General features: G+C 52.4%; 26 protein-coding genes. 18 read left to right on the forward strand and 8 right to left on the reverse strand.

What is annotated here, in order from left to right:
* Positions 1 to 19 precede the first annotated feature (19 nt).
* From recQ to NSS83_RS26810, 5 genes are all read left to right on the forward strand, one after another.
* Positions 20 to 1,846: a DNA helicase RecQ gene (recQ, locus tag NSS83_RS26790; RefSeq protein ID WP_341187450.1), complete on the forward strand. Its 1,827-nt coding sequence runs from the start codon at positions 20 to 22 to the stop codon at positions 1,844 to 1,846.
* Between the two features lie 15 nt (positions 1,847 to 1,861).
* The gene (locus NSS83_RS26795; protein WP_341346873.1) at positions 1,862 to 3,832 is read left to right on the forward strand and encodes a B12-binding domain-containing radical SAM protein; all 1,971 of its coding nucleotides are present in this window, start codon (positions 1,862 to 1,864) and stop codon (positions 3,830 to 3,832) included.
* 179 nt (positions 3,833 to 4,011) lie between these two features.
* Positions 4,012 to 4,521, forward strand: coding sequence for a GNAT family protein (locus NSS83_RS26800; protein ID WP_341187452.1), 510 nt, complete (start codon positions 4,012 to 4,014; stop codon positions 4,519 to 4,521).
* Positions 4,514 to 5,095 carry a nucleotidyltransferase family protein gene (locus NSS83_RS26805; RefSeq protein ID WP_341346874.1) on the forward strand — a complete coding sequence of 194 codons (582 nt, stop codon included), beginning with the start codon at positions 4,514 to 4,516 and terminating at the stop codon, positions 5,093 to 5,095. The genes NSS83_RS26800 and NSS83_RS26805 overlap by 8 nt, the downstream gene beginning before the upstream one ends.
* Positions 5,096 to 5,449: 354 nt before the next feature.
* Entirely contained in the window at positions 5,450 to 6,313 is an 864-nt protein-coding gene (locus tag NSS83_RS26810; RefSeq protein ID WP_341187454.1) for a hypothetical protein, read from the forward strand.
* A 395-nt stretch (positions 6,314 to 6,708) separates the two neighbouring features.
* On the opposite strand, the gene NSS83_RS26815 is transcribed toward NSS83_RS26810, so the two are convergent.
* The 4 genes from NSS83_RS26815 to NSS83_RS26830 form a co-directional block, all read right to left on the reverse strand.
* The gene (locus NSS83_RS26815; RefSeq protein WP_341346875.1) at positions 6,709 to 7,671 is read right to left on the reverse strand and encodes an alpha/beta hydrolase; all 963 of its coding nucleotides are present in this window, start codon (positions 7,669 to 7,671) and stop codon (positions 6,709 to 6,711) included.
* Between the two features lie 87 nt (positions 7,672 to 7,758).
* Positions 7,759 to 8,727: a type I phosphomannose isomerase catalytic subunit gene (locus NSS83_RS26820; RefSeq protein WP_341187456.1), complete on the reverse strand. Its 969-nt coding sequence runs from the start codon at positions 8,725 to 8,727 to the stop codon at positions 7,759 to 7,761.
* A 65-nt stretch (positions 8,728 to 8,792) separates the two neighbouring features.
* Positions 8,793 to 9,392, reverse strand: coding sequence for a class I SAM-dependent methyltransferase (locus NSS83_RS26825; RefSeq protein WP_341346876.1), 600 nt, complete (start codon positions 9,390 to 9,392; stop codon positions 8,793 to 8,795).
* The gene (locus NSS83_RS26830; protein WP_341187458.1) at positions 9,392 to 10,348 is read right to left on the reverse strand and encodes a TIGR01212 family radical SAM protein; all 957 of its coding nucleotides are present in this window, start codon (positions 10,346 to 10,348) and stop codon (positions 9,392 to 9,394) included. Before NSS83_RS26830 ends, NSS83_RS26825 begins: the two co-directional genes overlap by 1 nt.
* A 245-nt stretch (positions 10,349 to 10,593) precedes the next feature.
* Here NSS83_RS26830 and NSS83_RS26835 point away from each other — a divergent pair, with 245 nt between their 5' ends.
* Complete coding sequence (locus tag NSS83_RS26835) at positions 10,594 to 10,767, forward strand: hypothetical protein (protein ID WP_179090500.1); 174 nt, start codon at positions 10,594 to 10,596, stop codon at positions 10,765 to 10,767.
* Between the two features lie 201 nt (positions 10,768 to 10,968).
* Positions 10,969 to 11,685: a tRNA (guanosine(46)-N7)-methyltransferase TrmB gene (gene trmB, locus NSS83_RS26840; RefSeq protein ID WP_076160578.1), complete on the forward strand. Its 717-nt coding sequence runs from the start codon at positions 10,969 to 10,971 to the stop codon at positions 11,683 to 11,685.
* Between the two features lie 80 nt (positions 11,686 to 11,765).
* On the opposite strand, the gene NSS83_RS26845 is transcribed toward trmB, so the two are convergent.
* Both NSS83_RS26845 and NSS83_RS26850 read right to left on the reverse strand, forming a co-directional pair.
* Entirely contained in the window at positions 11,766 to 12,905 is a 1,140-nt protein-coding gene (locus NSS83_RS26845; protein ID WP_341188085.1) for a glycosyltransferase, read from the reverse strand.
* A gap of 54 nt (positions 12,906 to 12,959) precedes the next feature.
* Positions 12,960 to 13,487, reverse strand: coding sequence for a phosphatase PAP2 family protein (locus NSS83_RS26850; RefSeq protein WP_036696099.1), 528 nt, complete (start codon positions 13,485 to 13,487; stop codon positions 12,960 to 12,962).
* Between the two features lie 409 nt (positions 13,488 to 13,896).
* On the opposite strand from NSS83_RS26850, the gene NSS83_RS26855 reads away from it, so the two are divergent.
* The 4 genes from NSS83_RS26855 to rplT all read left to right on the forward strand — a co-directional run bounded on the left by NSS83_RS26855 (position 13,897) and on the right by rplT (position 16,569).
* Positions 13,897 to 15,138, forward strand: coding sequence for a glycosyltransferase family 2 protein (locus NSS83_RS26855; RefSeq protein WP_341187459.1), 1,242 nt, complete (start codon positions 13,897 to 13,899; stop codon positions 15,136 to 15,138).
* A 284-nt stretch (positions 15,139 to 15,422) separates the two neighbouring features.
* The gene (gene infC, locus NSS83_RS26860; protein ID WP_036696103.1) at positions 15,423 to 15,920 is read left to right on the forward strand and encodes a translation initiation factor IF-3; all 498 of its coding nucleotides are present in this window, start codon (positions 15,423 to 15,425) and stop codon (positions 15,918 to 15,920) included.
* Positions 15,921 to 15,977: 57 nt separating this feature from the next.
* A complete protein-coding gene (gene rpmI / locus NSS83_RS26865; protein ID WP_036696104.1) occupies positions 15,978 to 16,178 on the forward strand; it encodes a 50S ribosomal protein L35 in 201 nt (66 codons plus the stop codon).
* Between the two features lie 31 nt (positions 16,179 to 16,209).
* Positions 16,210 to 16,569, forward strand: coding sequence for a 50S ribosomal protein L20 (rplT, locus tag NSS83_RS26870; protein ID WP_036649386.1), 360 nt, complete (start codon positions 16,210 to 16,212; stop codon positions 16,567 to 16,569).
* A gap of 84 nt (positions 16,570 to 16,653) precedes the next feature.
* Here the strand turns inward: rplT and NSS83_RS26875 are convergent, their stop codons facing one another.
* Positions 16,654 to 17,196, reverse strand: coding sequence for an acyl-CoA thioesterase (locus tag NSS83_RS26875; RefSeq protein WP_036696107.1), 543 nt, complete (start codon positions 17,194 to 17,196; stop codon positions 16,654 to 16,656).
* 308 nt (positions 17,197 to 17,504) lie between these two features.
* Between NSS83_RS26875 and NSS83_RS26880 the strand changes: the two genes are divergently transcribed.
* The 5 genes from NSS83_RS26880 (at position 17,505) to NSS83_RS26900 (ending at position 22,872) form a co-directional block, all read left to right on the forward strand.
* Positions 17,505 to 18,587, forward strand: a complete 1,083-nt coding sequence (locus tag NSS83_RS26880) for a BMP family ABC transporter substrate-binding protein (protein ID WP_341187460.1) — start codon at positions 17,505 to 17,507, stop codon at positions 18,585 to 18,587.
* 178 nt (positions 18,588 to 18,765) lie between these two features.
* The gene (locus NSS83_RS26885; protein WP_341187461.1) at positions 18,766 to 20,304 is read left to right on the forward strand and encodes an ABC transporter ATP-binding protein; all 1,539 of its coding nucleotides are present in this window, start codon (positions 18,766 to 18,768) and stop codon (positions 20,302 to 20,304) included.
* Positions 20,297 to 21,373, forward strand: a complete 1,077-nt coding sequence (locus NSS83_RS26890; protein ID WP_341187462.1) for an ABC transporter permease — start codon at positions 20,297 to 20,299, stop codon at positions 21,371 to 21,373. Before NSS83_RS26885 ends, NSS83_RS26890 begins: the two co-directional genes overlap by 8 nt.
* Entirely contained in the window at positions 21,374 to 22,330 is a 957-nt protein-coding gene (locus NSS83_RS26895; RefSeq protein ID WP_341187463.1) for an ABC transporter permease, read from the forward strand.
* A 182-nt stretch (positions 22,331 to 22,512) separates the two neighbouring features.
* Positions 22,513 to 22,872 (forward strand): hypothetical protein, encoded by a 360-nt coding sequence (locus NSS83_RS26900; protein WP_341187464.1) that lies wholly within the window; start codon positions 22,513 to 22,515, stop codon positions 22,870 to 22,872.
* 22 nt (positions 22,873 to 22,894) lie between these two features.
* On the opposite strand, the gene NSS83_RS26905 is transcribed toward NSS83_RS26900, so the two are convergent.
* Complete coding sequence (locus NSS83_RS26905; RefSeq protein ID WP_341187465.1) at positions 22,895 to 23,341, reverse strand: GNAT family N-acetyltransferase; 447 nt, start codon at positions 23,339 to 23,341, stop codon at positions 22,895 to 22,897.
* Positions 23,342 to 23,963: 622 nt separating this feature from the next.
* On the opposite strand from NSS83_RS26905, the gene ilvB reads away from it, so the two are divergent.
* Together ilvB and ilvN are read left to right on the forward strand one after the other, a co-directional pair.
* Positions 23,964 to 25,715, forward strand: a complete 1,752-nt coding sequence (ilvB, locus tag NSS83_RS26910) for a biosynthetic-type acetolactate synthase large subunit (protein WP_341187466.1) — start codon at positions 23,964 to 23,966, stop codon at positions 25,713 to 25,715.
* A 5-nt stretch (positions 25,716 to 25,720) separates the two neighbouring features.
* Entirely contained in the window at positions 25,721 to 26,200 is a 480-nt protein-coding gene (gene ilvN / locus NSS83_RS26915; protein WP_036696181.1) for an acetolactate synthase small subunit, read from the forward strand.
* Positions 26,201 to 26,264: the final 64 nt, after the last annotated feature.

Below are 26,264 nucleotides of genomic sequence, written 5' to 3' on the forward strand. Positions count from 1 at the left end.
TTAAGGAGTTTGAATAGACATGGAGATGCAAGGATCATTAATGGAGCAGGCCCAGGCCGAGCTGCAAAAATATTACGGTTATCCCGATTTCCGGGACGGCCAGAAAAAAATTGTGAACAATCTGCTGGAAGGCCGCGATACGCTGGGCATTCTGCCTACCGGAGGCGGTAAGTCCATCTGCTATCAGGTTCCGGCGCTGCTGCAGCCGGGGCTTACCCTGGTCGTCTCACCGCTGATCTCCCTGATGAAGGATCAGGTGGATGCTCTTACGACGGCAGGGATTCCCGCTGCTTATATCAACAGCACCTTGAGCGGCAAAGAAGTGAATGAGCGCATCCGCGCGGCCCGCCGAGGCGACTTGAAGCTGCTCTATGTAGCTCCTGAGCGTCTGGAGCTGGACTGGTTCCGCCTGGAGATGGCGGGACTGAACATCTCCTGCGTGGCTGTGGATGAGGCACACTGCGTCTCGCAATGGGGCCATGACTTCCGCACCAGTTATCTGGCAGTCTCCCCGTTCGTGGAGCAGCTGCCGCAGCGTCCGATTCTGGCGGCCTTCACAGCTACGGCTACCCCGGAGGTTATGGAGGATATGGTCCGGCTGCTGCGCCTGCGCGAGCCGGGTGTCTTCATGACCGGCCTTGGCCGCGATAACCTGGCGATGTCAGTGCTGCGGGGAGAGAATAAGCGCGAGTTCGTGCTGGATTATGCAGCTCAGCATGCCCATCAGCCGGGCATCGTGTATGCCGCCACCCGCAAGGAGGTGGACGATCTCTACCAGCGCCTTCAGGCCGCAGGGATCACTGCCGGGCGCTATCATGCCGGAATGAACGACCAGGAGCGGGCGGACAGCCAGGAAGGCTTCCTGTATGACGATATCCGCGTCATGGTCGCCACGAATGCCTTTGGAATGGGGATCGACAAGTCTAACGTGCGTTATGTCATCCATTACAATATGCCGAAGAACATGGAGGCCTACGTTCAAGAGGCGGGCCGTGCCGGGCGTGACGGGGAGCCGAGCGATTGCATCCTGCTGTTCAGTGCACAGGATATCATGACCCAGAAGTTCCTGATTGAGCAGAACCCGCAGGACCCGGAACGCAAAGCCAACGAATACCGCAAGCTCCAGCAGATGATCGAATACTGCTACACGACCCGCTGCCTGCGCAGTGCGCAGCTCGACTATTTCGGGGAGAGTCATGAGGATGATCACTGCGGGATCTGCAGCTCCTGTACTGACGAGCGTGAGCTGGTAGATATCACTGTAGAAGCGCAGAAGATCTTCTCCTGCATCCACCGGATGCGGGAGCGTTACGGCGTGGCGCTGGTCTCCTCCGTGCTGAAGGGCTCGCGTAACCAGAAGGTGCTGCAATACGGCTTCGAGAAGCTGCCGACCCATGGCGCTATGTCCAGCCGCAGCGAGAAGGAGATTACCGAGATCATCAACATGCTGATCTCGGAAGGCTATCTGGCCTTGTCCGAAGGCCAGTATCCGGTGGTCCGGCTGCAGCCGCTGGCAGCCGAGGTGCTGCGCGGCCAGCGCCAGGTGCATCAGCGCGTGGCCCGCACGCTGGTCACCTCCGGCACGCGGGACCGCAGCCGCTCGCGCGATACTTCGCCGTCTGCGGTCAACGAGACGGTGTTCGAGCAGCTGCGCCTGATCCGCCGCGAGCTGGCGGGGCGCGAGCATGTGCCGTCGTACATCATTTTCAATGATGCGACGCTGCGCGAGATGAGCGTGGTCTGCCCGCAGACGGAATCGGAGATGCTGAGGGTGAAGGGTGTCGGTGAAGTGAAGTACCGGAAGTACGGCAAGGCCTTCCTGGAGTTTTTTCAAAATGACATGTAAAGAAGGTTATAAGGCATGAGAATCATCCTGGCCACATTAAATGCCAAATATATTCATACTTCGCTTGCGATCCGGCTGCTGAAGGCGTATAGCGAGCATGAGTTCAAGGATATCCTTTTGGCGGAATATACCATCAAAGATCCCGCGATGAACATCGTGTCTGACCTTTTTCAGAAGCAGCCGGATGTGATTGGCTTCTCCTGTTACATCTGGAACATCGAGGAGACCATCAAGCTGGTCGGAATTCTCAAGCAGGTCATGCCGGAGGTCAAGATCGTGCTGGGCGGGCCGGAGGTATCCTATGAGCCGCTCTACTGGATGAAGCGGGAGGCCGGAGTGGACTTCGTTGTGAACGGTGACGGGGAAGAGACCTTCCACCATCTGCTGCAGGAGATCCGGGACGAACATAAGTACCATTTCGTATACGGTGCGGCTTACCGCAAGGGGGAAGAGCTGATCGTCAATCCTCCCCGTCCCAAAAGCGATCTGAACACCCTGCCGACCCCACACCGCTTCGCGGAGGATCTGCCGGAGCTGAGCAAGCGTATCGTTTATTTTGAGACAAGCCGGGGATGTCCCTTCAATTGCCAGTTCTGCCTGTCCAGCATTGAGGTGGGCGTGCGTTATTATGATATCGAACGGGTGAAGTCTGATCTGCTCTATCTGATTGAGGGCGGTGCCAAGGTCATTAAGTTCCTGGACCGCACGTTCAATATCAACCGCAATTATGCGATGGAGATGTTCCAGTTCCTGATCGATAATCATCAGGGCTGCGTGTTCCAGTTCGAAATTACCGCCGATATTATGCGTCCCGAGGTGCTGGATTTCCTGGCGCAGAACGCCCCTCCGGGCGTTTTCCGCTTCGAGATCGGCGTCCAGTCGACGAATGATGAGACCAATGAGCTGGTCAAGCGCCGCCAGAACTTCACTAAGCTGTCGCGCACGGTGATGAAGATCAAGGCCAGCGGCAACATCGACCAGCATCTTGATCTGATCGCCGGACTGCCGATGGAGGATTACGCCACCTTCCGCAAGACCTTCAATGACGTCTTCGCCATGGAGCCGGAGGAGCTGCAATTAGGTTTCCTCAAAATGCTGCGCGGCACCGGGCTGCGCGCCCAGGCTGCCAAATACGACTACACGTATATGGAGCATGCGCCATACGAAATTCTCAGCAGCCATGTCATGCCGTTCGCCGATATTATCCGGCTTAAGCGGCTGGAGGATGTACTGGAGAAGTACTGGAATAGCCAGCGGCTGGCTCATTCGGTCAAGTACCTGATCCGCCATGTCTTCCTGTCCCCGTTCGACTTCTTCCAAGAGTTCGGGGACTACTGGGAAGAGCGGGGCTGGCAGAAGATCGGGCATCAGCTGGAGGATCTGTTCACCCGGCTGCATGACTTCCTGACGGACCGGGGCACGGCCTCGATGGACATTGTCACCGGCCTGATGAAGCTGGACTACTTCCTCGCCCACAAGTACAAGCCCCGCAAGATCTGGTGGGACGATGTGCTTGATAAAGCAGAGTGGGCGAAGCACCTGAAGCAGATCGCCAGTCAGCCGGAGCTGATCTCGGCCAAGCTGGCGGAAGCCGGACTTAGCGAGCGGGAGCTCCAGAAGTTCATCGTGCTCGACGAGCTGCCGTTCCGGCTTGCGCCGGTGCTGGACTCGATCAGCGGACTGCGCTATGACGGGGAGCTTGACGCTGAGGCGGGTGCGCAGGCTGAAGCCGGGAACAGGGACGGTGGGGAGATACACGCGGCGGTTACAGCATCGGCCCCGGCAGAACGCGGGCGAGCTGGAGCGGGAGGCGTGGCTGCTGCTGAGGCAGATCTTCTGCCTTCTGTGGCAGCAGTGGCCGGTGGTGTGCCAGCGGCGGCCCATAGCGATCCGCACCCTGGGGCAAGCGAAGGCCGCACGCTGCTGGTCGTCCTGTATCAGCAGGATGAGAGCCAGCGGGCGCAGTATTATACGCTGCCTTTGTAGGGAAGAGTAACCTGATCTCATCCGGGCATCGGCCAAATGTAATCGAAAAACCGATCACATTCGGCGCCGCGTGGGCACGTGGACCGATAACCTGCGCAAACTGAACTTTTGCGGAAAGAAGACTTCTGAGTTAGTTACCTATGGGGGGCATACCGTTGAGTCAGGAGCAACACATATCATTGTTTAGGTACGGTGACGAGCATGGGGAGCAATTCAAGGACCAGTTACTTGGCTTTAAGCTTCCAGCGGAGCAGTTGCAGTTCACTGGACTGCCGGAGGAGACGCTTCAGGATATCAAGGAAGATGCCGGTAAGGAGGGAGTGGTCATTGCCTGCGGAGAACGGGCTGTGGGCTTCTTCATCCTCCACACTGGTGAGGGCATGGCCGATTTCTTTCCAGACTATGCCGATGCAGTTCTGCTGCGCGCTTTCCTTATGGACCATGCCAGCCAGGGCCGTGGGTTCGCTAAAGCAGCGATGTTGCTGCTGCCGGATCTTGTCCGCCGCTACTACCCTGAATCCCGGCAAATTGTGCTGGCTGTGAATGAACGCAATACCGCCGCCAGTCAGCTATATCTCCGGGCCGGATTTCAGGATCATGGTCTGCGGCGGAGCGGAAACAAAGGAACACAGCTGATTTTGCAATATGGGCTATCCTCTGAGCCTGTTGAGGCTTCTGCTGATGTATGAGGGGGACGTACTGCATAACCGTCTTATGGAGCTATTTACCCGCGATACACTGCTAATGGATATTTTCAAGCGTGCCCAAGGATTGGCTCCAGTTCCTTACTACATTGGCGCAGGATGCCTGGTGCAAACAGTGTGGAATGAACTTACCGGACGGTCGCCGGGATACGGAATCAGTGACATCGATTTTATTTACTACGATTCATCGGATCTGAGCTACGCTGCTGAGGATGAGATGGTTGCGAAGGGCAGGGAGCTTTTTGACGGTATTGTCCTTCCAGTCGATCTCAAAAATCAGGCTAGGGTCCATCTGTGGTACCCCCAGAAGTTCGGTGTGGAGATTAACCCCTACCTCTCCCTGGAAGCAGCAATTGACAGCTGGCCGACTACGGTGACCTCACTGGGAGCAAGGCTTGAGCTAAACGGTGAATGGAAGATTTATGCCCCATTTGGTCTGGAGGATTTATTTCAATTAATTCTACGGCCCAACAAAGCACTGATCAGCGAGAAGATCTACGAAGCGAAGACGCAGAAATGGAGGTCCAAATGGCCGGAGCTTACAGTGGTTCCTTGGTAGGAGAAAAAGCAGAAATTCCACATGCCTCAATCAGTGAGTATACTAGAATGAACACCTAATTGTATTTATCCTTCTCCAGTGTTACGATCAATAAAGAGATGCCAGTAAAGGAGCATAAACACTATCATGTGGATTACTCTGTAAGTGTGAATGAACTGAAGGATGGGCCGGCAATAGTGGAGATCACTATGCTATTAGGCATGCCTTTCTGTCGACTTACAGGGTATGCAGGGTGAATGGTTCGTATACCGACTTCTGCGGATATCTAAGGGTATCTTTTTTTGTTGCCGGAAATAGCATCTCTATGGCTCTTAACCTGCCTATCCTCCTAATGAGTGAATGGGGGAACGATATATGAAACAACCGAAATTAGTCTTAATCGAGGGTCTGCCCGGCTTCGGGAAGTCCACAGCGGCACAGCTGGTTTACGAAATTCTTACGGAGATGAATATGGGCGCTCAGCTTGTCCTGGAAGGGAATCTGGATCATCCCGCTGATTATGAGGGCATAGCTTGCCTTACCCTAGCAGAATATGATGAGATGTTCAGAACCAGTGGGATTCCGGGGGAAGTATTAAGTGCGCACACTACCTGTCAAGACAACAATTATCTGGTCGGATACCTGAAAATAATAAATGAATACGGTCCTCTCCTTCCGAAGGAATGGATGGACAGATTGACCCGGAAGGATGTATATGAACTGCCGCTGGCTCAGCACAGGAAGCTGATTACAGCAAGGTGGAGGCAGTTTACGGAGAGTGCCTTACGGGGGCCGGATACGTATGTGTTTGATTGCTGTTTTATTCAGAATCCTGTGACTATGGGGATGATCAGGCATGATGCAGCCGAGGAGTACATGATAAGCTACATTCAGGAGCTGGAGGCCATTATTAAGCCATTGAACCCGCTGCTGATTGTGATTGAACAGGACGATCTGGAGCTGGCTTTCCGCAAAGCTGTCCGCGAAAGACCTCTTGAATGGTCGGAAGGGTTCATCCGGTACTACACCGCACAGGGGTGTGGCTTGAGACAGGGACACCGGGGTTTAGAAGGTACGCTGGAGGTACTTAAGAGCAGAAGCAAGCTGGAAGAAAACATATACAACCTGTTAAGTATGAATAAGACAAAAGTAAATAATTCTACGTATGCGCTCCAGGCCTATAAGCAAGTTTTGAAGGAGAAGCTTGTCGCTTGGCGCAATCACCCAGCGGGTTCTTAACCCGCACAATTCAAAGAGAGGCATCCCTTACCTGACGGAGTGCCTCTCTTTTGAATATAGAATTTCTATTTTTCACACGACAACTTATCCTTATATTTCCCTCTGAAACGGTACCGCCCTTTAAAAGGACGGTGCTTACAACCGAATACAATGGCTGGTGCAAGGCATATGGACCAAATGTATGTGAAAAACAGCATACATTGTGCTCATAAGTAGGTATATGGACCAAATGTATGTGAAAAACAGCATACATTATGCTCGCAAGCAGGCACACGGCCAGAATATATGTGAAAAACAGCATACATTGTGCTCATAAGTAGGTATATGGACAAATGTATGTGAAAAACAGCATACATTGTGTTCTACGCCATTGAACCTGGTGGGGACTGTAAAAACTAATCTGCCGTAGGCTGAAGCCGCATGGATTCGGCAGGCAGGTGGCGGGCGAGCCAGTCCAGCACATCGGCCGTGACCTCGTCCCGGTTGACCTCGTTCAGCATCTCATGCCGGCCTCCCGGATACAGCTTGCATTCCACATCCTGAAGCCCCTGCTTCCGGTATAACTCAGCCAGACGTATCACCCCCTGGCCGTTCATCCCCACAGGGTCCTTCTCGCCCGCGAACAGGTAGACCGGCTTGTCGCTGCACAAGTGCTGAAGTGTGGACCTGGTATGCAGCTCCCGCAGCATATGGAAGAAATCCCGGAAGAAGCGGGTGGTGCAGATCGCCCCGCAGTACGGGTCGGCAATGAAGTGGTCCACCTCCTCCGGGTCGCTGCTGAGCCAGTCAAAAGCCGTCCGGACCGGAGAAAAGGAGCGGTTATATGCGCCAAATACAATTCCGTTCAGCAACACGCTGCGGTGGTGGTCTCCCTGGAGCCTTAACTGCACATTCGACAGGGACTCTGCCAGCCGCAGCATACCCCGGGGACCGTTGGTGCCGCTGAGGATGAAGCCGCTGTAGATCTCGTGGCCTTCCTCGCACATCAGCTTCTGAGCCAGAAATGAGCCCATGCTGTGCGCGAACAGGAAGATAGGCACGTGCTCATGCCGGGAGCAGGCGAGCTCTGCAAGCTGAAGGAGATTGCGCCGCATCCAGTAGAAGCCGTTCTCCCCGCTGTCGCCGAGCAGGTTGACTCTGCCGGCGGTAAGGCCATGTCCCCGGTGGTCATTGGCATACACAGCATAACCGGCTGCGGTGAGCGCCGAGGCGAACCGGGCATACCGCCCAGCCGTCTCACACATACCGTGTGCAATCTGCACAATCCCCCGGATCTCCGTTCCCGCGTCCGGCAGCCATTCATAGACATGGATTTTGACATCTAAGGGATCAGTCATGGTAAAAGTGTTCTCAGTCATCGCCTGTCCTCCTGAAAGTGAAATTCAGCATTCCTAGCGTAAAGAGTACCTGTTGCTTCTGATCCAAGTGAAACGCAGTCCGGCTGCTTAAGGCAGATAAGAGCGCAGCACTGTAGATTGTCCTTCAATACTGTAAGCGCCGAGGCTGGACGGAAGCAGATAGCATTCGCCCGCTGCATATGGCTGGGAGCCGCCCTCCCAGATCAGATGGCCGCTGCCCTCACAGATCACCAGAATGGTGAAGCTGTCATCCGTAGTGGCGAGCTGCCATTCACCGGAGACGATTCCTTTTTCCACAATAAAATAAGGCGAGGAAGCAATTCTAAGCCATTCCCCGGCCACAGCACCATCTGTCTTCATCGAAGTCGCGCCTGCTCCCTTATAGGCAGTCACATTCAGGGAATCCTCGATATGCAGCTCGCGCGGCTTCCCGTCCAGACCCGGACGGTCATAATCGTAAATCCGGTATGTAGTGTCAGAGTTTTGCTGGATCTCTGCTACAACGACTCCTGCACACAATGCATGTACAGTCCCGGCAGGGATATAGAAGGAGTCACCGGCAGCTACAGTCACTTCCTGCAGGCTGTCCATAACCGTTCCGTTCTCCAGCGCGTCCTTCAGCATCTCGCGGGTGACGCCTTCCTTCAGACCATAGATGATTTTGGCGCCTGGCTTGGCGTCCAGTACGTACCACATTTCGGTTTTGCCCAGCTCTCCCTTGGGAAGTCCGGCATAATCATCCGTAGGGTGAACCTGTACGGAGAGGTTATCGTTGCAATCCAGCAGCTTGATCAGCAGCGGGAATCGTCCGCCTTCTTCCGTAATTCCCTTGCTCCCGAACCACTCGTGCCCGAACTGCTCACGGATGGCATCCAGGCCTTGTCCGGCCAGCTCGCCGTTGACTACAGAGGAGGTGCCGTTCGGATGATCGGCAATCATCCAGCCTTCGCCGATATGGCCTTCCGGCAGATCCAGGCCGAATTTCTCCAGCGCCCGGCCTCCCCAGACACGTTCTTTGAACTCCGGCTGAAATTTCAGAGGATATGGTTTCGTCATTACAACATCTTCCTTCCTGATAATAAGATGATCTTCAGTTACAAGGGGCTCACTGTCTTCAGGTGTTAGCCCCTTTGTCTCTTCTCTACAGCTACAACATACGGTGCAGACTCGCGCTGAAGCTGCCGGTACACGATGGTCTGCGCGTCGTGCTGGGCCAGTCCGGCGGCCCAGGCTTCGACAGCGGCGGCTTCGCTGCCGCCGCCTTCGTGGCCGGGATACAGCACGGCCGTGATGATCCCGCCCGGGCGAAGCAGCGCGAGCGCCGCCTCCAGCGCGGCCAGCGTGCTTGCCGGTTCGGTGATGATGGTCTTATCGGCATCGCCCGCAGGCAGATAGCCGAGGTTGAACATCACCGCCGAGACCGTTCCGCGCCAAGTGGGCGGAACGGCTTCAGCCATAGCTGCATGGCTCTGCTGCAGCAGCGTCACGGGAGCCAGCGCAGCAGGCGCTTCCTCCCGGGCCAGCCGCAGGCGCTCGCCGGCAAGAGCCAGCGCCTGCGGCTGGATGTCGAACCCGTACACCCCGCCGCGCGGCCCGGCCGCCCTGGCGAGGAACAGGGTGTCGGCGCCGGTGCCCAGGGTGGCGTCGATAGCCCGTCCGCCCGGCGAGAGCCGCTCAGCGGTCAGCTTATGGGCGAAGCTAAGGACAGAGAGGAAGCCCATCAGCCCTTCCTCCAGTACTTACCCTGCCAGGTGTCCCTGGCAACCAGTTCCTGGTCAATGGCATTCAGCACTTCCCACTTCTTGAGGCTCCACATCGGGCCGATCAGAGCATCGCGCGGGGCATCGCCGGTCAAACGGTGGACAATCATGTCCGGCGGCAGAATTTCCAGCGAATCGGCGATGAGCTTCACATACTCATCCTGCTCCAGGAACCTCAGCAGCCCGGCTTCGTACTGCTTCACCATCGGCGTTTTGCGCATGAGGTGAAGCAGGTGGATTTTGATTCCCTGAACCCCCATATTAGCTACAGCAGCTACAGTCTCCAGCATCATCTCATGCGTTTCCTGCGGAAGCCCGTGAATGATGTGGGTACACACACGGATGCCGTGCCGCCGGAGCTTGGCAACAGCTTCAGTATAGCAGGCGGTATCATGTGCGCGGTTAATCAGATCCGAGGTAGACTGATGAATGGTCTGAAGCCCCATCTCCACCCATAGATACGTGCGCTGGTTCAGCTCCGCGAGATACTCGACTACATCATCCGGGAGGCAGTCCGGCCGGGTGGCAATGGCCAGGCCGACAACCCCGGGCTGCTGCAGAATGACTTCATAATATTCCCTTAGCTCCTCGACGGGAGCATACGTATTGGTATAGGCCTGGAAGTAGCCGATATATTTGGCATTCGGCCATTTCTGATGCTGGCGGTCGCGGATATGGTTGAATTGGGTGACCAGATCATCCCGGCGGCTTCCGGCGAAATCGCCTGACCCTCTGGCACTGCAGAACGTACAGCCTCCTTTGGCGATGGTACCGTCACGGTTCGGACAGGTGAAGCCCGCATCGAGCATGACCTTGAACACCTTGGTATCCATCTGCCCGCGCATTTCGTAGTTCCAGGTATGGAACCGTTTATCCCCCCACAGAAGCGGAGAGGAGGCCTGTTGAAGATTAGACATGTGCAGCTCCTTTCATTAACCTTCCCATTGTATCAAAAATCCGTGATGAACGTAACAATCCCTCCCGGAAATCCGCCGAAAAAAAACTGAAAATAGGCTGTGAATTACCGCCATTTGGCTTGAAAATGCTTACACATTATGTTATATTTAAAGTGTTAAAAAAGCCGCTGCAGCAACCACAATCATATGCTTGAATTCATAATTTCGTGTCGTCCGGTCCATACTAAACCTTAGAGGTGATAACGATGAATTCTCCAACGGTATTTGCTGATAACAAAGGTTCGATTGATGTGCAGCTGACTCCCGATGAAGCTCTCGCCCTGACAGGCGTAGAATTCAACGGCAACCACAAGATCAAGACAGAAGCGCAGCGGAAGATCCGCAATGCGTTCGAGAAGACCTTCGAGTTCGATAAATAAATGGCAGTCCGCTGAACGGCGGGCCGGTAATGCAGATACAACACGCACGGAACTTTCGACCAGTCCTAACAGGGGCGGGACGGAAGTTCCTTTTCTTTTGCTGAAATCCCTTTACTTTTGCCGGTAAGTTCGGCACAATATTGCAAGTGGCATTTATCCTATTCAAAGATAAGGCAATAAGAGATAAGCGGAGGAATACCTATGCGTTTACGCGGAAGAAAAGGAATACGTGAAAGTCTTGAGGAGCAGACCGATCTGGTCATCCTGGAACCACGCAGCCTGAAGGGGCGCTGGTCCGAATTGTTCGGCAATGACCATCCGATTCATGTGGAATTTGGAATGGGCAAGGGGCAGTTTATCAGTCAAATGAGCTTCAAATACCCGGAGATTAATTTCATCGGCGTGGATATGTATGACGAGCTGGTGCGGCGCGCCGCCGAGAAGGCCCGGAATGTATGGGAGCCGGCAGGTGAAGAGACGCCGCCGAACGTGAGAGTGGCCCTGGCCAATATCGATTACGCGGAGGAAGTGTTCGCTCCGGGGGAGCTGGAACGGATCTATCTCAACTTCAGTGATCCCTGGCCGAAAAGCAAGCATGCCCGCCGCCGTCTGACCCATCCGCGTTTTCTGGATAAATACCGCGGACTGCTCAGTCCGCTCGGCGAGATTCATTTGAAGACGGATTCCCGCAGCCTGTTTGAATTCTCGTTAAATGCCTTTGCGGACTACGGTCTGCAGATGAAGAATATTTCCCTTGACCTGCATGAGGGCGGCGTGATCAACGAAGAGCATGTAATGACCGAATATGAGACCAAGTTCTATGGCCGCGGCGTGAACATTCACCGCTGCGAAGCGATTGTCGGAGATGAGGCGCTGAAGCAATATCAGGCCACCCGTCTGGACAAGTACCGGCTCTAGGCTGGATTACCGGTTATTACAGCAAAAGGCAGTCCGGCTCGTTCATACCGGACTGCCTTTTGCGTTCCAACTTGAGTTCTCTACTTTCCCTGTTCTGCGCGCGGTTTATCCAGCATATCAATAATGCTTTGGGCGCTTTGCAGCGGGTTGTACCTGGAGATAGCCTCCAGATGGGCCTTGCGCGCCGCGCGGACATTCCCGTAATCATTCAGCAGCCGCTTCATCCACCGGTCAACTACATCGAGAGAGCTGATCGGCTCCCCCAAGCCGGCGGCAGTGAAGTAACGGCAGTTCTCTTCTTCCTGGCCCGGCAGCGGTGAGTGGAAGAGCATCGGAATGCCCTTGGCCAAGCCTTCGCTGCAGGTCATGCCGCCCGGTTTGGTGACCAGCAGGTCGGAAACCTCCATCAGCTTGTCAATCTCCCGGGTGAAGCCCAGTAGCCTGATGTTGGGATGCCTGAACTGCGGGTCTTGCTGCATCTCCTGCAGCAGCTTGTCGTTCTGGCCGAGGCAGAACACAATCTGCACCTTGTCCCGCCATCCGGCCAGAGCCGCGTTCACTACTTCGTCATTCATCATGCCCCATCCACCGCCCATAACCATGACCGTTGGAATATTCAACAACTTGAACTGCTCTTGAATGTCTTCCCGGCCGTGCTGCTCCCAGAAGCTCGGGTGCACAGGGATGCCGGTTACCCGGACTTTGAGGGCGGCAACGCCCCAGCGGCGCAGCTTCGCCTTGACCTCGGGGGTGGATACCAGATAGCGGTCGACCTGCGGGCTGATCCAGCTGGCATGGGCGTCATAATCCGTAATGACCGTAATCAGCGGGGCCTTGAGCGGCGGGTTAAGCCGTTTCAGGCGTGAGATAACAGCACCGGGAATGAAGTGGGTACACACGATAATGTCCGGCTTCAGCTGCTTCACAATATTTTGGGCATGCGTATAAAACAAGTGGTGCAGGGCAAGTGTGGTAAGACGATTGAATGATTTCTGGTGACGGTACACATAGCCCATCAGCCGGGGCTGGGAGGTGACCGTCTTGCGGTAGGCCGAGACAATGAGCGGGGCCATCTTGGGATTCAGGAAGCTCCCCAGCTCCAGCACCTTGGTCTGCACCTCCGGAGACAGCTTCCGCAGGCTGCTCGACAGCGCATATGCAGCCTGCGTATGCCCGGCACCGAAGCCCTCCGACAGCAATAATATTCTTTTTTTGCGCAATGTATAGTTCACCTGTTCCCTAGAGGTATTCACTGGCCGGACGCCCCTCAGGCATCATATCCAAAGGGCAAGCGTACCGGCTGCGACTCCAGACCCAATGACCGCTCCAGCCAGGACATCAGACGGATAATGCAGCCCGAGGTAGATCCGGGAGAAGCCGACTGTGCAGGCCAGAGGAAGCAGAACCGCAGTCAGGACAGGGTAGGCTATCATATAAGGAACCGTTGAGGCGAAGATAGCAGTCGTATGGCCTGAAGGAAAAGAATGATCCTTAAGCGGATTACGGAACGTATTGGTGTCCGGCAGGGCAAGATAAGGCCGCAGGCGCGGGTAGAGCTTTTTGGCGATAGCGACGGGCACATGGCTTATCGCCAGCGCGGCCAGCGCTTGCAGCCCTGTAGTTCTCCATGGCTGCGGGCATACTGCCCAGACCAGAAGATTGATGCCGATCGCACTTGTTGCACCTCCGAGATGAGTGAGGTAGAAGAGCCAGAAGTTCAGAAACGGATTGTGCATCCGTCCGTTAATCCATTGAAACACCCGCTGCTCCAGGAGATGCAGTTTCTTGAATAAAGGTCTCATATCATGTCCCTCCGATAGTCCGGCTAAAAGAGTTCTGGCGCAGCTTAAGCAGCAGATTTCACGGCCTGAAGCTGTCTTTATCATACTTTTTTAAGGTAGCCCGTTCAAGAAAAAGCTCGGGTCCGCTCGAAAAATGTCTCTTTTGACTTGTGAGCCCCAAAGCGACTACAATGATTCAAGCAGGAAGATCGCGTTTATAAGGTAACAGAGAAATAAGGAGCCAGCCAGTACACTGGAATCCTTATTCATATCTTGTGTAACGTGACATAATACAATCGGAATCCTGCCCGAAACTAAGGGGAAATTCCTAAGTCTACAGTAAGGGATGAAACAAAAGGGTCAGATAGAACGTTAACAAGCCAGAGAGAGAAAAACATCTAGACTTGGAAAAAGGGGGCATCAAAAGATCATGACAGACGCATTATTTGTTTCGCTCCAAGTGATCTTGGCGGCAATTGCAGTTTATCAGTTTGGATTCTCACTGTTTGGATTGCGCAAGAATAAGAATAAGGTTAAGCATGCGCCGCAGAAGTCATTTGCTGTACTGGTTGCCGCGCATAACGAAGAAGAAGTGGTCGGCGCACTGATGGAAAACCTGAAGCAGCTTAATTATCCCCAGGAACTGTACGATGTATTTGTCATCTGCGACAATTGCACGGACAATACAGCTGCGATTGTACGGGAGCACGGCATGAATGCCTGTGTACGTACTAACAGTAACCTGCGCGGTAAAGGCTATGCCATTGAGTGGATGCTGAAGGAGCTGTGGGCGTTGCCCCGCCAGTATGACGCTGTTGTCATGTTCGATGCCGATAACCTTGCGCATACAGAGTTCCTGACAGAGATGAACAACGATCTGTGTTCAGGCGGACGGGTCATTCAAGGGTACATCGATACGAAGAACCCGGAGGATTCCTGGATCACGGCTGCTTACGGAGTATCCTATTGGTACATCAACCGGCTGTGGCAGCTGTCACGCCATAATCTGAAGATGGCCAACTTCCTCGGCGGAACAGGCATGTGCTTCGAGACGAACCTGCTGAAGGAAATGGGCTGGGGCGCAACCAGTCTGGTGGAGGATTTGGAATTCACCATGCGCAGCGCCTCCAAGGGCGTATATCCAAGATTTAATTATGATGCCAAAGTATTCGATGAGAAGCCGCTTACCTTCAAGGCTTCCTCCAGACAGCGTCTGCGCTGGATGCAGGGACATTTCACCGTGGCCCGCCGTTACTTCTTCCCGCTGCTGTGGCAGGGGATCAAGGAGCGCAGCCTGACCAAGTTCGACCTGGCACTGTACGGAGCGAACGTATACATTGTGTTGCTTACGTTCCTGATGACTGCCGTAATGTTTGTGGATAATGCTGTGTTCGACGGTCCGCATATTGCGAATATTTACGGACATCTGCCACTGTGGCTCGGGTATTTTGCCGTAGGCGCGAACATTCTGACCTTCCTGCTGGCTATGGCGCTGGAACGGGTGAAGTTCAAGAAGGTCTATCTGTACCTGCTGGTATTCCCGGTCTACCTGCTCTCGTGGTATCCCATTACGTTTTATGCGTTCTTCACGCAGAACAACAAGCAGTGGAGTCATACCAAGCATACGCGCGTAGTCCGGCTGGAAGAAGTACAGAGCAAGCAGGTTTCATAATCCGCACTGTAAATTAATAATTTCAGAAGGTGTTGACACCTTAGGTCTGATGATGTATAGTATTCAAGTGTGCAAAACATAGGGATTGCAAGCAGAAGCACCGGCTTCTCACCTGACTGGCTAACAGCCTGCTGGTTTTGATCTCAATGCTTTATGAATGGTTACAATTCATGAACGTTGATCAAACGGGGTGTCGGGGAATTACCGGCATCCCTTTTTTATGGAGAACCGTAATATATTATCTGAAAATTATTCGGAGGTGGAGGATTATCAGTAAGGAACATATGATCAATGATGAAATTCGTGCCAAAGAGGTTCGGCTGGTCGGAGCAGAGGGTGAACAAATCGGGATCAAGCCGATCCGCGAGGCGTTACAAATGGCGATCGATCTTAATCTGGATTTAGTCAACGTAGCACCGCAGGCGAAGCCGCCGGTATGCCGCATCATGGATTACGGCAAGTTCCGTTATGAAACGCAGAAGAAAGAGAAGGAAGCCCGCAAGAACCAGAAGATCGTGGATCTCAAGGAAGTCTGGTTCCGTGCAAACATTGAGGAACATGATTATCAGACCAAGTTCCGCAATGTAATTAAGTTCCTGGGCGAAGGCGATAAAGTGAAGTGCTCCGTCCGTTTCCGCGGCCGTGAGATTACCCACGCTAGTATCGGCCAGAAGATCCTGGAGCGCGTGAAGAGCGAAGTAGAAGAAATTGCTGTTGTAGAGCGCCAGCCTAAGCTGGAAGGCCGCAGCATGATTATGATTCTGGCTCCGAAGCCCCAATAATCCTGGAGTCACTTGCATAGCAATCTGGCGCCGCATAATATTCAAGGAGGAAACACCATGCCTAAAATGAAAACACATAGCAGCCTGAAAGGCCGCTTCAAGATCACTGGAACTGGTAAAGTATTGCGTTACAAAGCTCACAAGAACCACTTGCTGTCCCACAAATCGAAACGTGCAAAACGCGTATTGAACGGCAATCCGGTAATGGCCCCTGGGGATGTAAGACGTTTGAAACAAGGACTCGCTAACTTGAAATAGTTAATCACACATTTTTGGGAGGTTTATTAATATGGCAAGAGTTAAAGGCGGATTTGTAGTTCGTCGTAGACATAAAAAAGTATTGAAGCTGGCAAAGGGTTACTTCGGTTCCAAGCACCGCATTTTCAAAACAGCTAAAGAGCAAGTAATGAAATCGATGGTTTACGCATACCGTGACCGTCGTCAGACGAAACGTAACTTCCGCAGACTGTGGATCGTTCGTATCAATGCTGCAGCCCGTTTGAACGGTCTGTCTTACAGCAAGCTTGTATACGGCCTGAAATTGGCTGGTGTAGAAGTGAACCGTAAGATGCTGGCTGATCTGGCAGTGAATGATCTGAACGCCTTCAACTCCCTGGCTGTTGTTGCCAAAGAGAAGATCAACGCGTAAGATGCTATAAACCGAAAAGCACCGCCTGCGGGTTCTCCCGTGTGACGGTGCTTTTTTGCGCGGCGGGAACCGCCGGATGGACGGCTATTCCCAGTATTTCGTTGTACTAAGCAGTGAAGCGAGTTTCTTGCTGCTGGAACGTCTCAGCTTGCGCAGGGCGGACCGCTCGTCCGCTGACTGGCAGATCAGCTTCTCTTCGTCGGTCTGGGCCACGATGGCTGGAACAGGAGCTGTAGTGCCGTCTTCATTCATGGCTACGAAGGTCAGGAAGGAAGTAGCAGCAACGGCGCGTTCGCCTGTGTATAGATTCTCGGAGATGATCTTGACGAACACCTCAATGCTGGTGCGGCCTGTCCAGGAGACAAAGGATTCGAAGCAGACGGAATCCGTCGGCCGGATCGGCAGGAGGAAGTCTACAGAGTCAGCCGAAGCCGTTACCACGTTGACCCGGCAATGGCGCATGGCGGAGATAGAGGCCACTTCATCAATGGTACTCATCAGCTTGCCGCCGAACAGTGTCTTGTGATTGTTGACATCATTCGGGAAGACACGGCCGGTTTTAAATACGCGGGATTCATGACAGTATTTGAAGTCAGGTGCAGCTTGTGGTGTGTGTTCTTGTTCCATTTTCAGTAACTCCCTTTGCGTACAAGATGTAATCATACATGATAATAGAAAAGCCTTCCCTGTGCAATAATAATGTTAATGCACTTGGAGCCATAAGCTACATTTTGAGGTTTTCTAACATATAACAGACACAAAAGTAACATATCGCGTCATGGTAAGCGATTTCTTGTTGAAAAATGCAAATTATTATTGACCTGAGGTCATTAATAGACTGGATTTTAGCTTTTTTTGCAGGTATAATTTGTACTAATGGTATGTCCAAAGCAGAACACAGAAGACATCCAATTTACTAAGGGGGATCACTTTCGATGAAGAAGTTTTACCAACTATCTTTGGTTATGGTTATGGCCTTCACTGTCATTCTGGCAGGATGCGGTAACAATAACAGCGCTAATTCCGGCTCCAATGCTGGAACAGCAACTAATGCACCAACAGACGCAGCTGCAACAGAAGCGCCGGCACAAACTGAGGCTCCTAAGGCTGTCAAGCTGGGCCTTGTAACTGACGTAGGCGGAGTTAACGATAAGTCCTTTAACCAGTCTTCTTGGGAAGCACTGCAGGCTATGGAAAAGGATTTCGGCGCTGAGATCAAATATCTTCAGAGTAAATCCAATGCAGATTACGAGCCTAACCTTAACCAGTTCGTTAAAGGCGGCTATGATCTGACTTGGGGAATCGGCTTCGACCTTGGCGATGCAGTGCTGAAGGTTGCCAAAGAGAACCCGAATGCTAACCTTGCGATCATCGACAGTGTAGTAGATGCCCCTAACGTTGAATCTGTAACCTTTGCCGAGAATGAAGGCTCCTTCCTGGTAGGTGTAGTTGCAGGTATGACAACCAAAACCAACAAAGTAGGCTTCATCGGCGGTATGGAAAGCCCGGTTATCAAGCGTTTCGAAGTGGGCTTCAAAGCAGGCGTAGAAGCAGTTAACCCTAATGCAAAAGTAACTATCACTTATGCTGGCGCTTATGACAAGCCTGATACTGGTAAATCCCTGGCTGCAACACTGTATGATGCCGGCAACGACATTATCTTCCCTGCTGCAGGCGCGACAGGCAACGGCGTATTCAACGAAGCGAAATCCCGCAACAAAGCCGGCGGTACTAAAGTATGGGTTATCGGCGTTGACAAAGACCAGTCTCTGGAATTTGGCGATGATGTAACCCTGACTTCCATGATCAAACGTGTTGACGAAGCGGTTAAGAAGGTTTCCCAGCAGGTTGTTGATGGTACTTTCAAAGGCGGTACTACAACTGTTCTTAGTCTGAAAGACAACGGTGTAGGCCTTCCTGAAACATCCAAAGCTAACGTTAGCGCAGATATTCTGGCTAAGGTTGACGAATACAGCAAGCAAATCATTGATGGAACAATCGTTGTTCCTGCCGAGTAATTCATTGCTTCAGCTTTACCCGATTTAGCATAACGACGAAGCAGGGCCGGTTCAAGTACTGGCCTTGTTCTCTGTCAGCATCTGTTATAGACAATCACAACTGTACCGTCCTTGTGTGGGGCGGTACAGCCGTGTCTAAAAGGCAATATTATATATATTCTGTGATGAGGGTGATTCCATGAGTGCTGCGGCTCCTGTCGTAGAGTTGAAGCAAATCACAAAACGCTTTCCCGGTATCGTTGCGAACGACTCTATTAGTCTGACGCTGGAAAAAGGGGAGATCCATGCGCTGCTTGGTGAGAACGGGGCAGGCAAATCGACCTTGATGAATATCGTATTCGGACTGTACCAGCCCGATGAAGGCAGCATCGAAATCGACGGGAAACCGGTTATTATTGATAACCCCAATAAAGCTATTGAGCTTGGCATTGGTATGGTTCACCAGCATTTCAAGCTTGTTGATCCTTTTACGGTCACCGAGAACATTGTTCTGGGCATGGAACCGAAGAAAGGTCTTAAAATTGACTATAAATCCGCTGCGGAGCAGGTTCGTAAGCTATCTGAGCAGTACGGGCTCCAAGTCAATCCAAATGCCAAAATTCATGACATTTCGGTAGGCATGCAGCAACGGGTAGAAATTATGAAAACCCTGTACCGCGGAGCGGATATACTTATATTCGACGAGCCTACCGCTGTACTTACGCCGCAGGAAATTACGGAACTGATGGCGATTATGAAGCGGCTCGTTGCTGAAGGTAAATCCATTATTCTGATCACGCATAAGCTGAAGGAAATTATGCAGATTTCCGACCGTGTCACGATTATCCGCCGCGGCAAGGTGATTGATACGGTGAAGACTGCCGGTACCAATCCGAATGAGCTGGCCGAGAAGATGGTCGGACGCGGAGTTACGTTCAAAGTGGACAAGCAGACACCGCATATTGGCGAGACCATCCTGAAGCTGTCTAATGTCAGCAGCAAGAGCAAGGATGGCGTGCCTGTGCTGAATAACTTGAGCTTTGAAGTGAAGGCGGGTGAGATTCTCGGAATCGCCGGTGTGGACGGTAACGGCCAAAGTGAGCTGATTCAGGCCATAACCGGGCTACGTAAGATTGATTCAGGTTCGATCCAGGTCTCCGGTAAGGAGATTGCCAATCTGTCACCGCGTAAGGTATCTGAAATGAATGTCTCCCATATTCCGGAGGACCGTCACAAGCATGGTCTGGTGCTGGATTTCACTGTAAGTGAGAACATGGTTTTGGAGACGTATTATAAGAGTCCGTACAACCAAAATGGATTCTTGAACACAGATGTCATTAACAAGCATGCCGAAGACCTGGTAAGGCAGTTCGATGTGCGTACACCGTCCATAGAGAACAAAGCCCGTTCCTTATCCGGCGGTAATCAACAAAAAGCGATTATTGCGCGGGAAATAGACAAGAATCCGACTCTTCTGATTGCCGCACAGCCAACACGCGGTCTGGATGTCGGGGCGATTGAATTTGTACAAAAGCAGCTTATTGCCCAGCGGGACCAAGGCAAGGCTGTGTTGCTTATTTCTTTTGAATTGGATGAAATCATGAATGTGTCTGACCGGATTGCCGTTATTTATGAAGGCCAGATTGTCGGAGAAGTATTCCCGCAGGATACGAATGACCAGGAACTGGGTCTGATGATGGCGGGCAGTTTGAAGCGGGGAGGTCATGCGGATGTCTAGACTCCGGAAAATATTCGCAACAGACAGCTATATCGTTCCGCTTGTAGCGATTCTATTGGGCTTCCTGGTGGGTGCTATTGTCATGCTGTTTGGCGGTTACGATCCTATCGCCGCCTACTCTGCGCTGTTCAAGCGTGTGTTCGGCAGCCCATACGATTTCGGTGAGGCGATCCGCGAGATGACTCCGCTGATGCTGACGGGTCTGGCCGTAGCCTTTGCCTTCCGCTCAGGGATGTTCAACATCGGTGCGGACGGACAGGTCATGATCGGGATGACGGCTGCGTCTGTTGTCGGCATTAAGCTTGGCGGGGTATTGCCTTCCTTCCTGTTAGTCCCGCTTGCGGTCATAGCGGCTGCTGTATGCGGCGGGCTATGGGCCGGTATTGCCGGATATCTGAAGGCCAAGCGCGGAATTAATGAAGTTATTACAACGATCATGTTGAACTGGATTGCGCTCTTCCTGTCGAATTATATTGTCCGGACCTTCCTGCTTCTGCAGGGGCAGAACCGGTCGGAGGATAATCCGGCTTCTCTCTCCATGACCTTCCTCTTCTCCACCTTTGATAATGCCCGCTTGCACTGGGGAACTGTGATTGCTCTGGCGGCAGCCACCTTCTTCTATGTCTATCTGTGGAAGACCAAGCAGGGTTACGAAATGCGTGCAGTAGGCTTAAATCCGCATGCTGCTGAGTATGCAGGAATGAATGTTGGACGTAATGTAGTGAAGGCCATGTTCATCAGCGGCGTGTTCGCAGGCCTCGCAGGCGCTGGTGAAGTACTGGGCGTATTCCATTATCAATCGGTATTCGCAGCTTCACCCGGTTATGGATTCGACGGTATCGCTGTTGCCCTGCTCGGACTGACCCATCCGCTGGGTGTCATTCTTGCTGCCATTCTATACGGCACGCTGACCTATGGCTCGGCAGGCATGAGCTTTGGTGCGGATGTGCCGCCGGAGCTGATCCGTATTGTAATCGGTTCGATTATATTCTTCATCGCTGCGCAAGGCATTGTACGCTGGGTGCTCAAACCGTTTTACTTCAAGCGCAAGAAAGAGAAGGTGTTATAGATGGACTTCGTAGTCTTAGGCCAACTGCTCAATACGACGCTTGTTTTTTCCACAGCGCTAATATTTGCCTCCCTCGGCGGCATCTTCTCTGAACGATCCGGTGTCGTGAACATCGGGCTTGAAGGCTTGATGATGTTTGGTGCCTTTGCAGCTGCCGTAGGCGGTTATTATGCTCAAGATGCAGGCATGGGCGAATGGGCTCCTTGGGTCGGTGTGCTTTGTGCCATGGCTGTAGGCGTAATCGGTTCACTGATCCATGCAGTAGCTGCGATTACCTTCAAGGCTGACCAGACGATAAGCGGTACGGTTATTAACTTCCTGGCCGCAGGCAGCACCTTGTACATGGTTAAGCTGTTCTTCGAAGGCTCAGGCGAAACTCCGCTGATCGACGGCTTCAGTAAAATGGCAATTCCTGGACTCTCCAAGATTCCGGTTATCGGAGAAGGGATATTCAACTCATACCCCACCACCTATTTAGCGATTATATTAGTAATCGTCATTTATTTCGTCCTGTTCAAAACTCCGTTTGGGCTCCGGCTGCGCGCGGTTGGTGAACATCCGAGTGCGGCTGACACCCTGGGGGTCAACGTTAACAAGATGAGATATATCGGCGTCATGCTGAGCGGACTGCTGGCAGGTATCGGCGGAGCCACCATTACGTTGACCACTACCGGTACGTTTGCCCATAATACGATCTCGGGTCAAGGCTTCATTGCCATTGCAGCGATGATCTTCGGGAAGTGGAACCCGCTTGGTGCGTTCGGTGCAGCTGTATTCTTCGGCTTCTCCCAGGCGATCCGCAACTATGTACAATTGTTTGAATGGTCCAAGAGCATTCCGCAAGAGTTCATCTTCATGATTCCTTATGTGTTAACCATTATCGTACTGGTGAGTGCAGTGGGCCGTTCCTCGGCGCCCAAGGCGCTTGGTGAGCCTTACGATCCTAGCAAACGCTAGGCCATCAGCAATACCATACTAAGTACTGAACAGAGCGCATTTCCGGATTCCGGAAATGCGCTTTTTTTTGAAAATTTGCAGGCAGCAGCTGCGGATACTTCAAGCCCTGAGGAGGGCGGATGTACAGGCAAATACCGGGTGAGGCGAATAGACTGTTAAGAAACAATTACAGGAGGGATATTATGACTCACCCGGTTACTAAACAACAAGTGAGAAAGCTGATCGGTAAACATATCGTGGCGGTAAAAAAAGACGGGTCCAAGGTGACGGGAAAACTGGTCCGCATCTCAGGCAACCGGCTGATCTTGCAGCGTATCAGTAGTAAAAAAGTACAAACCAAGGCATTGATTCCACTTGTGTTGTTTGATTTGCTGGCCATCGGTACGGCTCCTTACGGTTACGGCGGAGGTTATGGCTACGGCTATGGCGGCGGGGCTCCTTACGGGGGCGGTTATGGTTATGGCCATGGTCCTGTTCCCGGCCCTTATGGAGGCTATGGCCCCGGTCCTGGTTATGGCATTCCGCCGATTGGCTTCTTTTAAGTCTTAGAGCTTGCCTGCTCCATCAACGGAACTGTTTCTCAAGCTCATAGCAGTAATTTTGCGGTTGATAACGGGCTACGCTGTAGCCCAGTTTTTCATAAAAGGCCAGGCCAGCGGTATTTCCGGTATCTACGGAGACCTTCGCTCTATGGCATGCACGGGATAGTGCAAACCGCTCTGCCCTGTCCATGAGCATATTACCGTAGCGTTTACGCCTTGCTCCCGGGGCAATAGCGAGCATATCAATGTATAACAAATCGCCATGCAGCAGAAAATGCACGAACCCCAGCGGATCGCTTTCGTAGTCGGGACAAGCAACAAGTGTGACTCCCTGTCCCAGGCGGCGGGGCAGATCCTTCCTGACCTGATTAATGATCGTCTGCGGAAGATGAGATAACGGGACAAGCTGCTTTTCAATCAAGTCATAAATAATCGTGTCATCCTGCCTGGGTCTGCGGTAACGAATCATAAATATTGCCCCCTTTCCACGCATTGTCGTACATCATATGCCCCGGGTGGTGTGGGCGTTCCGGCAAGAATAGAACAAGATTTTATGAAGAATTTAAGGTATAACTCGCAGAGGGGTATTGACTAACCGTGTGAGGAATCATATAATGTGTCTAAACATTTAACGAGCATACATGTATCGGCAATGATGAGGACGAAGTTTTAAGGGCTCTTTTGTTCAGAGAGTGAGAGGAATTGCTGCAACCTCCACCAGAATCCCTTATATACGAGCTCACCTCGGAGCTGTTTCCCTGAAAGGTCCATCAGCAAGAGCGGTGGAATTATTAGGGGGAATCGTTTGGTCCGCGTTAGGGACTTCAGGTTACGAAGATTTGGGCCCTGCCTACATCGATGGATTTTTGTATCCTGATAAGGCATTTCATCGCGAGATGTAATGCAAACATGGGTGGTACCACGGAAGCTAAACCTTTCGTCCCTCACGCGCTTCTTCTGCGCGTGGGAGGCGAAAGGTTTTTTTGTTGAATAGGGAGAAAATAGGGCCTGTTCGCTAATATTAAGGGTTGTTGATAAGGGCGTCCTGTCATTTGAATAATGCATGTGAATGATCGAAGGGAGGAATACTGATGAGCGCGCAATTACCGGAAGAAGTGCGGTCGATAGAGCAGTTACGTGAGAAATGGAAAAATCCAGAGGTGGTTTCGGGTTCCGAAGTCCTCTTGCGCAGTCTTGTACTGGAAGGTGTAGATACTGTATTTGGATATCCCGGCGGGGCTGTACTCTATATCTATGATGCTCTGTATGGATTTGACGATTTCAACCATATTCTGACCCGCCATGAGCAGGGAGCGATCCATGCGGCCGACGGGTATGCCAGAGCAAGCGGTAAGGTTGGCGTATGTATTGCCACTTCAGGTCCGGGAGCAACCAATCTGGTGACGGGAATCGCTACAGCTTTTATGGATTCGGTTCCGCTGGTGGTCATCACCGGTAACGTATTCTCCAGCCTGATTGGTACAGATGCTTTCCAGGAAGCGGATATTACCGGGATTACGATGCCGATTACGAAGCACAGCTATCTGGTACGGGATGTTGAGGACCTGCCGCGTATTATTCATGAAGCCTTCCATATTGCGAATACAGGACGTAAGGGTCCGGTACTGATCGATATTCCGAAGGATGTATCGGCGGCGATGACATTGTTCACTCCGGCAGAACAGCAGGGGGTTAACCTTCGCGGCTACAATCCGCGCACGGTTCCCAATAAGCTGCAGCTGGATAAGCTGGTGAAGGCTATCGATGCAGCGGAGCGTCCGATTATTATTGCAGGCGGCGGAGTCATATACTCTGGAGCGCATGAGTCTATGTATGAATTCGTGAAACGCACGGAGATTCCAATTACAACTACATTGCTGGGCTTGGGGTGTTACCCGAGCGGCGAAGAGTTATGGATGGGAATGCCGGGGATGCACGGCACGTACACAGCCAATAATGCCATTCAGCAATGCGATCTGCTGATTAACATCGGTGCCCGGTTCGATGACCGCGTAACCGGCAAGCTGGACGGCTTCGCTCCCAAAGCGAAGATCGTGCATATCGATATTGATCCGGCCGAGATCGGCAAGAATGTTGCAACTGATATCCCCATTGTCGGCGATGTGAAGACTGTTCTGGAAATGCTGATCCCGGATGTGAAGCGCGCCTCGAAGGCCGATGCCTGGAGAACACAGATTGCCCAGTGGAAGCTGGACCAGCCGTATCGCTACAAGGATTCGGAGACAGAGCTGAAGCCCCAATGGGTTATCCAGATGATTAATGACACCACTAATGGTGAAGCGATTGTGACTACAGACGTAGGCCAGCATCAGATGTGGGCTGCCCAATATTACAAGTTCAACCATCCGCGTTCATGGATTACTTCGGGGGGCCTTGGAACTATGGGCTTCGGTTTCCCGTCGGCGATTGGGGCGCAAATGGCCCATCCGCAGCGGCTCGTAGTCTCCATTAATGGTGACGGCGGAATGCAGATGTGTTCCCAGGAGCTTGCCATCTGTGCGATCAATAAGATTCCGGTCAAAATTGTTGTCATCAACAATCAGGTGCTCGGAATGGTCCGCCAGTGGCAGAACCTGATCTATGAGAAGCGTTACAGCTATACTGATCTCGCGGGAAGTCCGGATTTTGTAAAGCTGGCTGAAGCTTACGGTGTGAAGGGACTGCGGGCAACCAACAAGGAAGAAGCCGGCGCGGCCTGGAAAGAAGCCATGGAAACACCTGGACCCGTCCTGGTAGAATTCGTTGTTCCAAAGGATGAGAATGTCTACCCGATGGTAACTCAAGGCTCTACCATTGATCAAATGCTGATGGGGGATGAATAACAGTGATGAGACATACGATTGCTGTGCTCGTAAATGACCAGCCTGGTGTGCTGCAGCGGGTATCCGGATTATTCGGCCGCCGCGGCTTCAATATTGAGAGTATTACGGTAGGACAATCCGAAGAGGTCGGATTGTCCCGGATGGTAATTGTAACCTTGGGTGACCAGCATACCCTGGAGCAGATTGAGAAGCAGCTGTACAAGCTGATCGATGTAATCAAGGTGGTGGATCTGGGCGCAAAACCAATGGTAGCCCGGGAGCTGGCGTTGATTAAGGTGAAGGCAGAGCCGTCAGAACGGCCGGAGATTATGGGCGTCGTCGAAACCTTCCGTGCATCTGTAGTAGATATTGGCTCAACCAGCCTGCTTGTACAGGTAGTTGGGGATACCACCAAGATTGATGCAATGATCGAGCTGCTGAAGCCTTATGGTATTAAGGAGCTGTCCCGGACCGGAGTCACGGCGATGATTCGCGGGAATGCCTGATCGTCACATTTTACAGCTTTAACGAATTACTGCTTGCGTGCATTAATTTATTGATATTCGCTTA

The sequence above is a fragment of the Paenibacillus sp. FSL H3-0469 genome, from assembly GCF_038051945.1.
In the GTDB taxonomy this organism is placed as follows: domain Bacteria; phylum Bacillota; class Bacilli; order Paenibacillales; family Paenibacillaceae; genus Paenibacillus_AQ.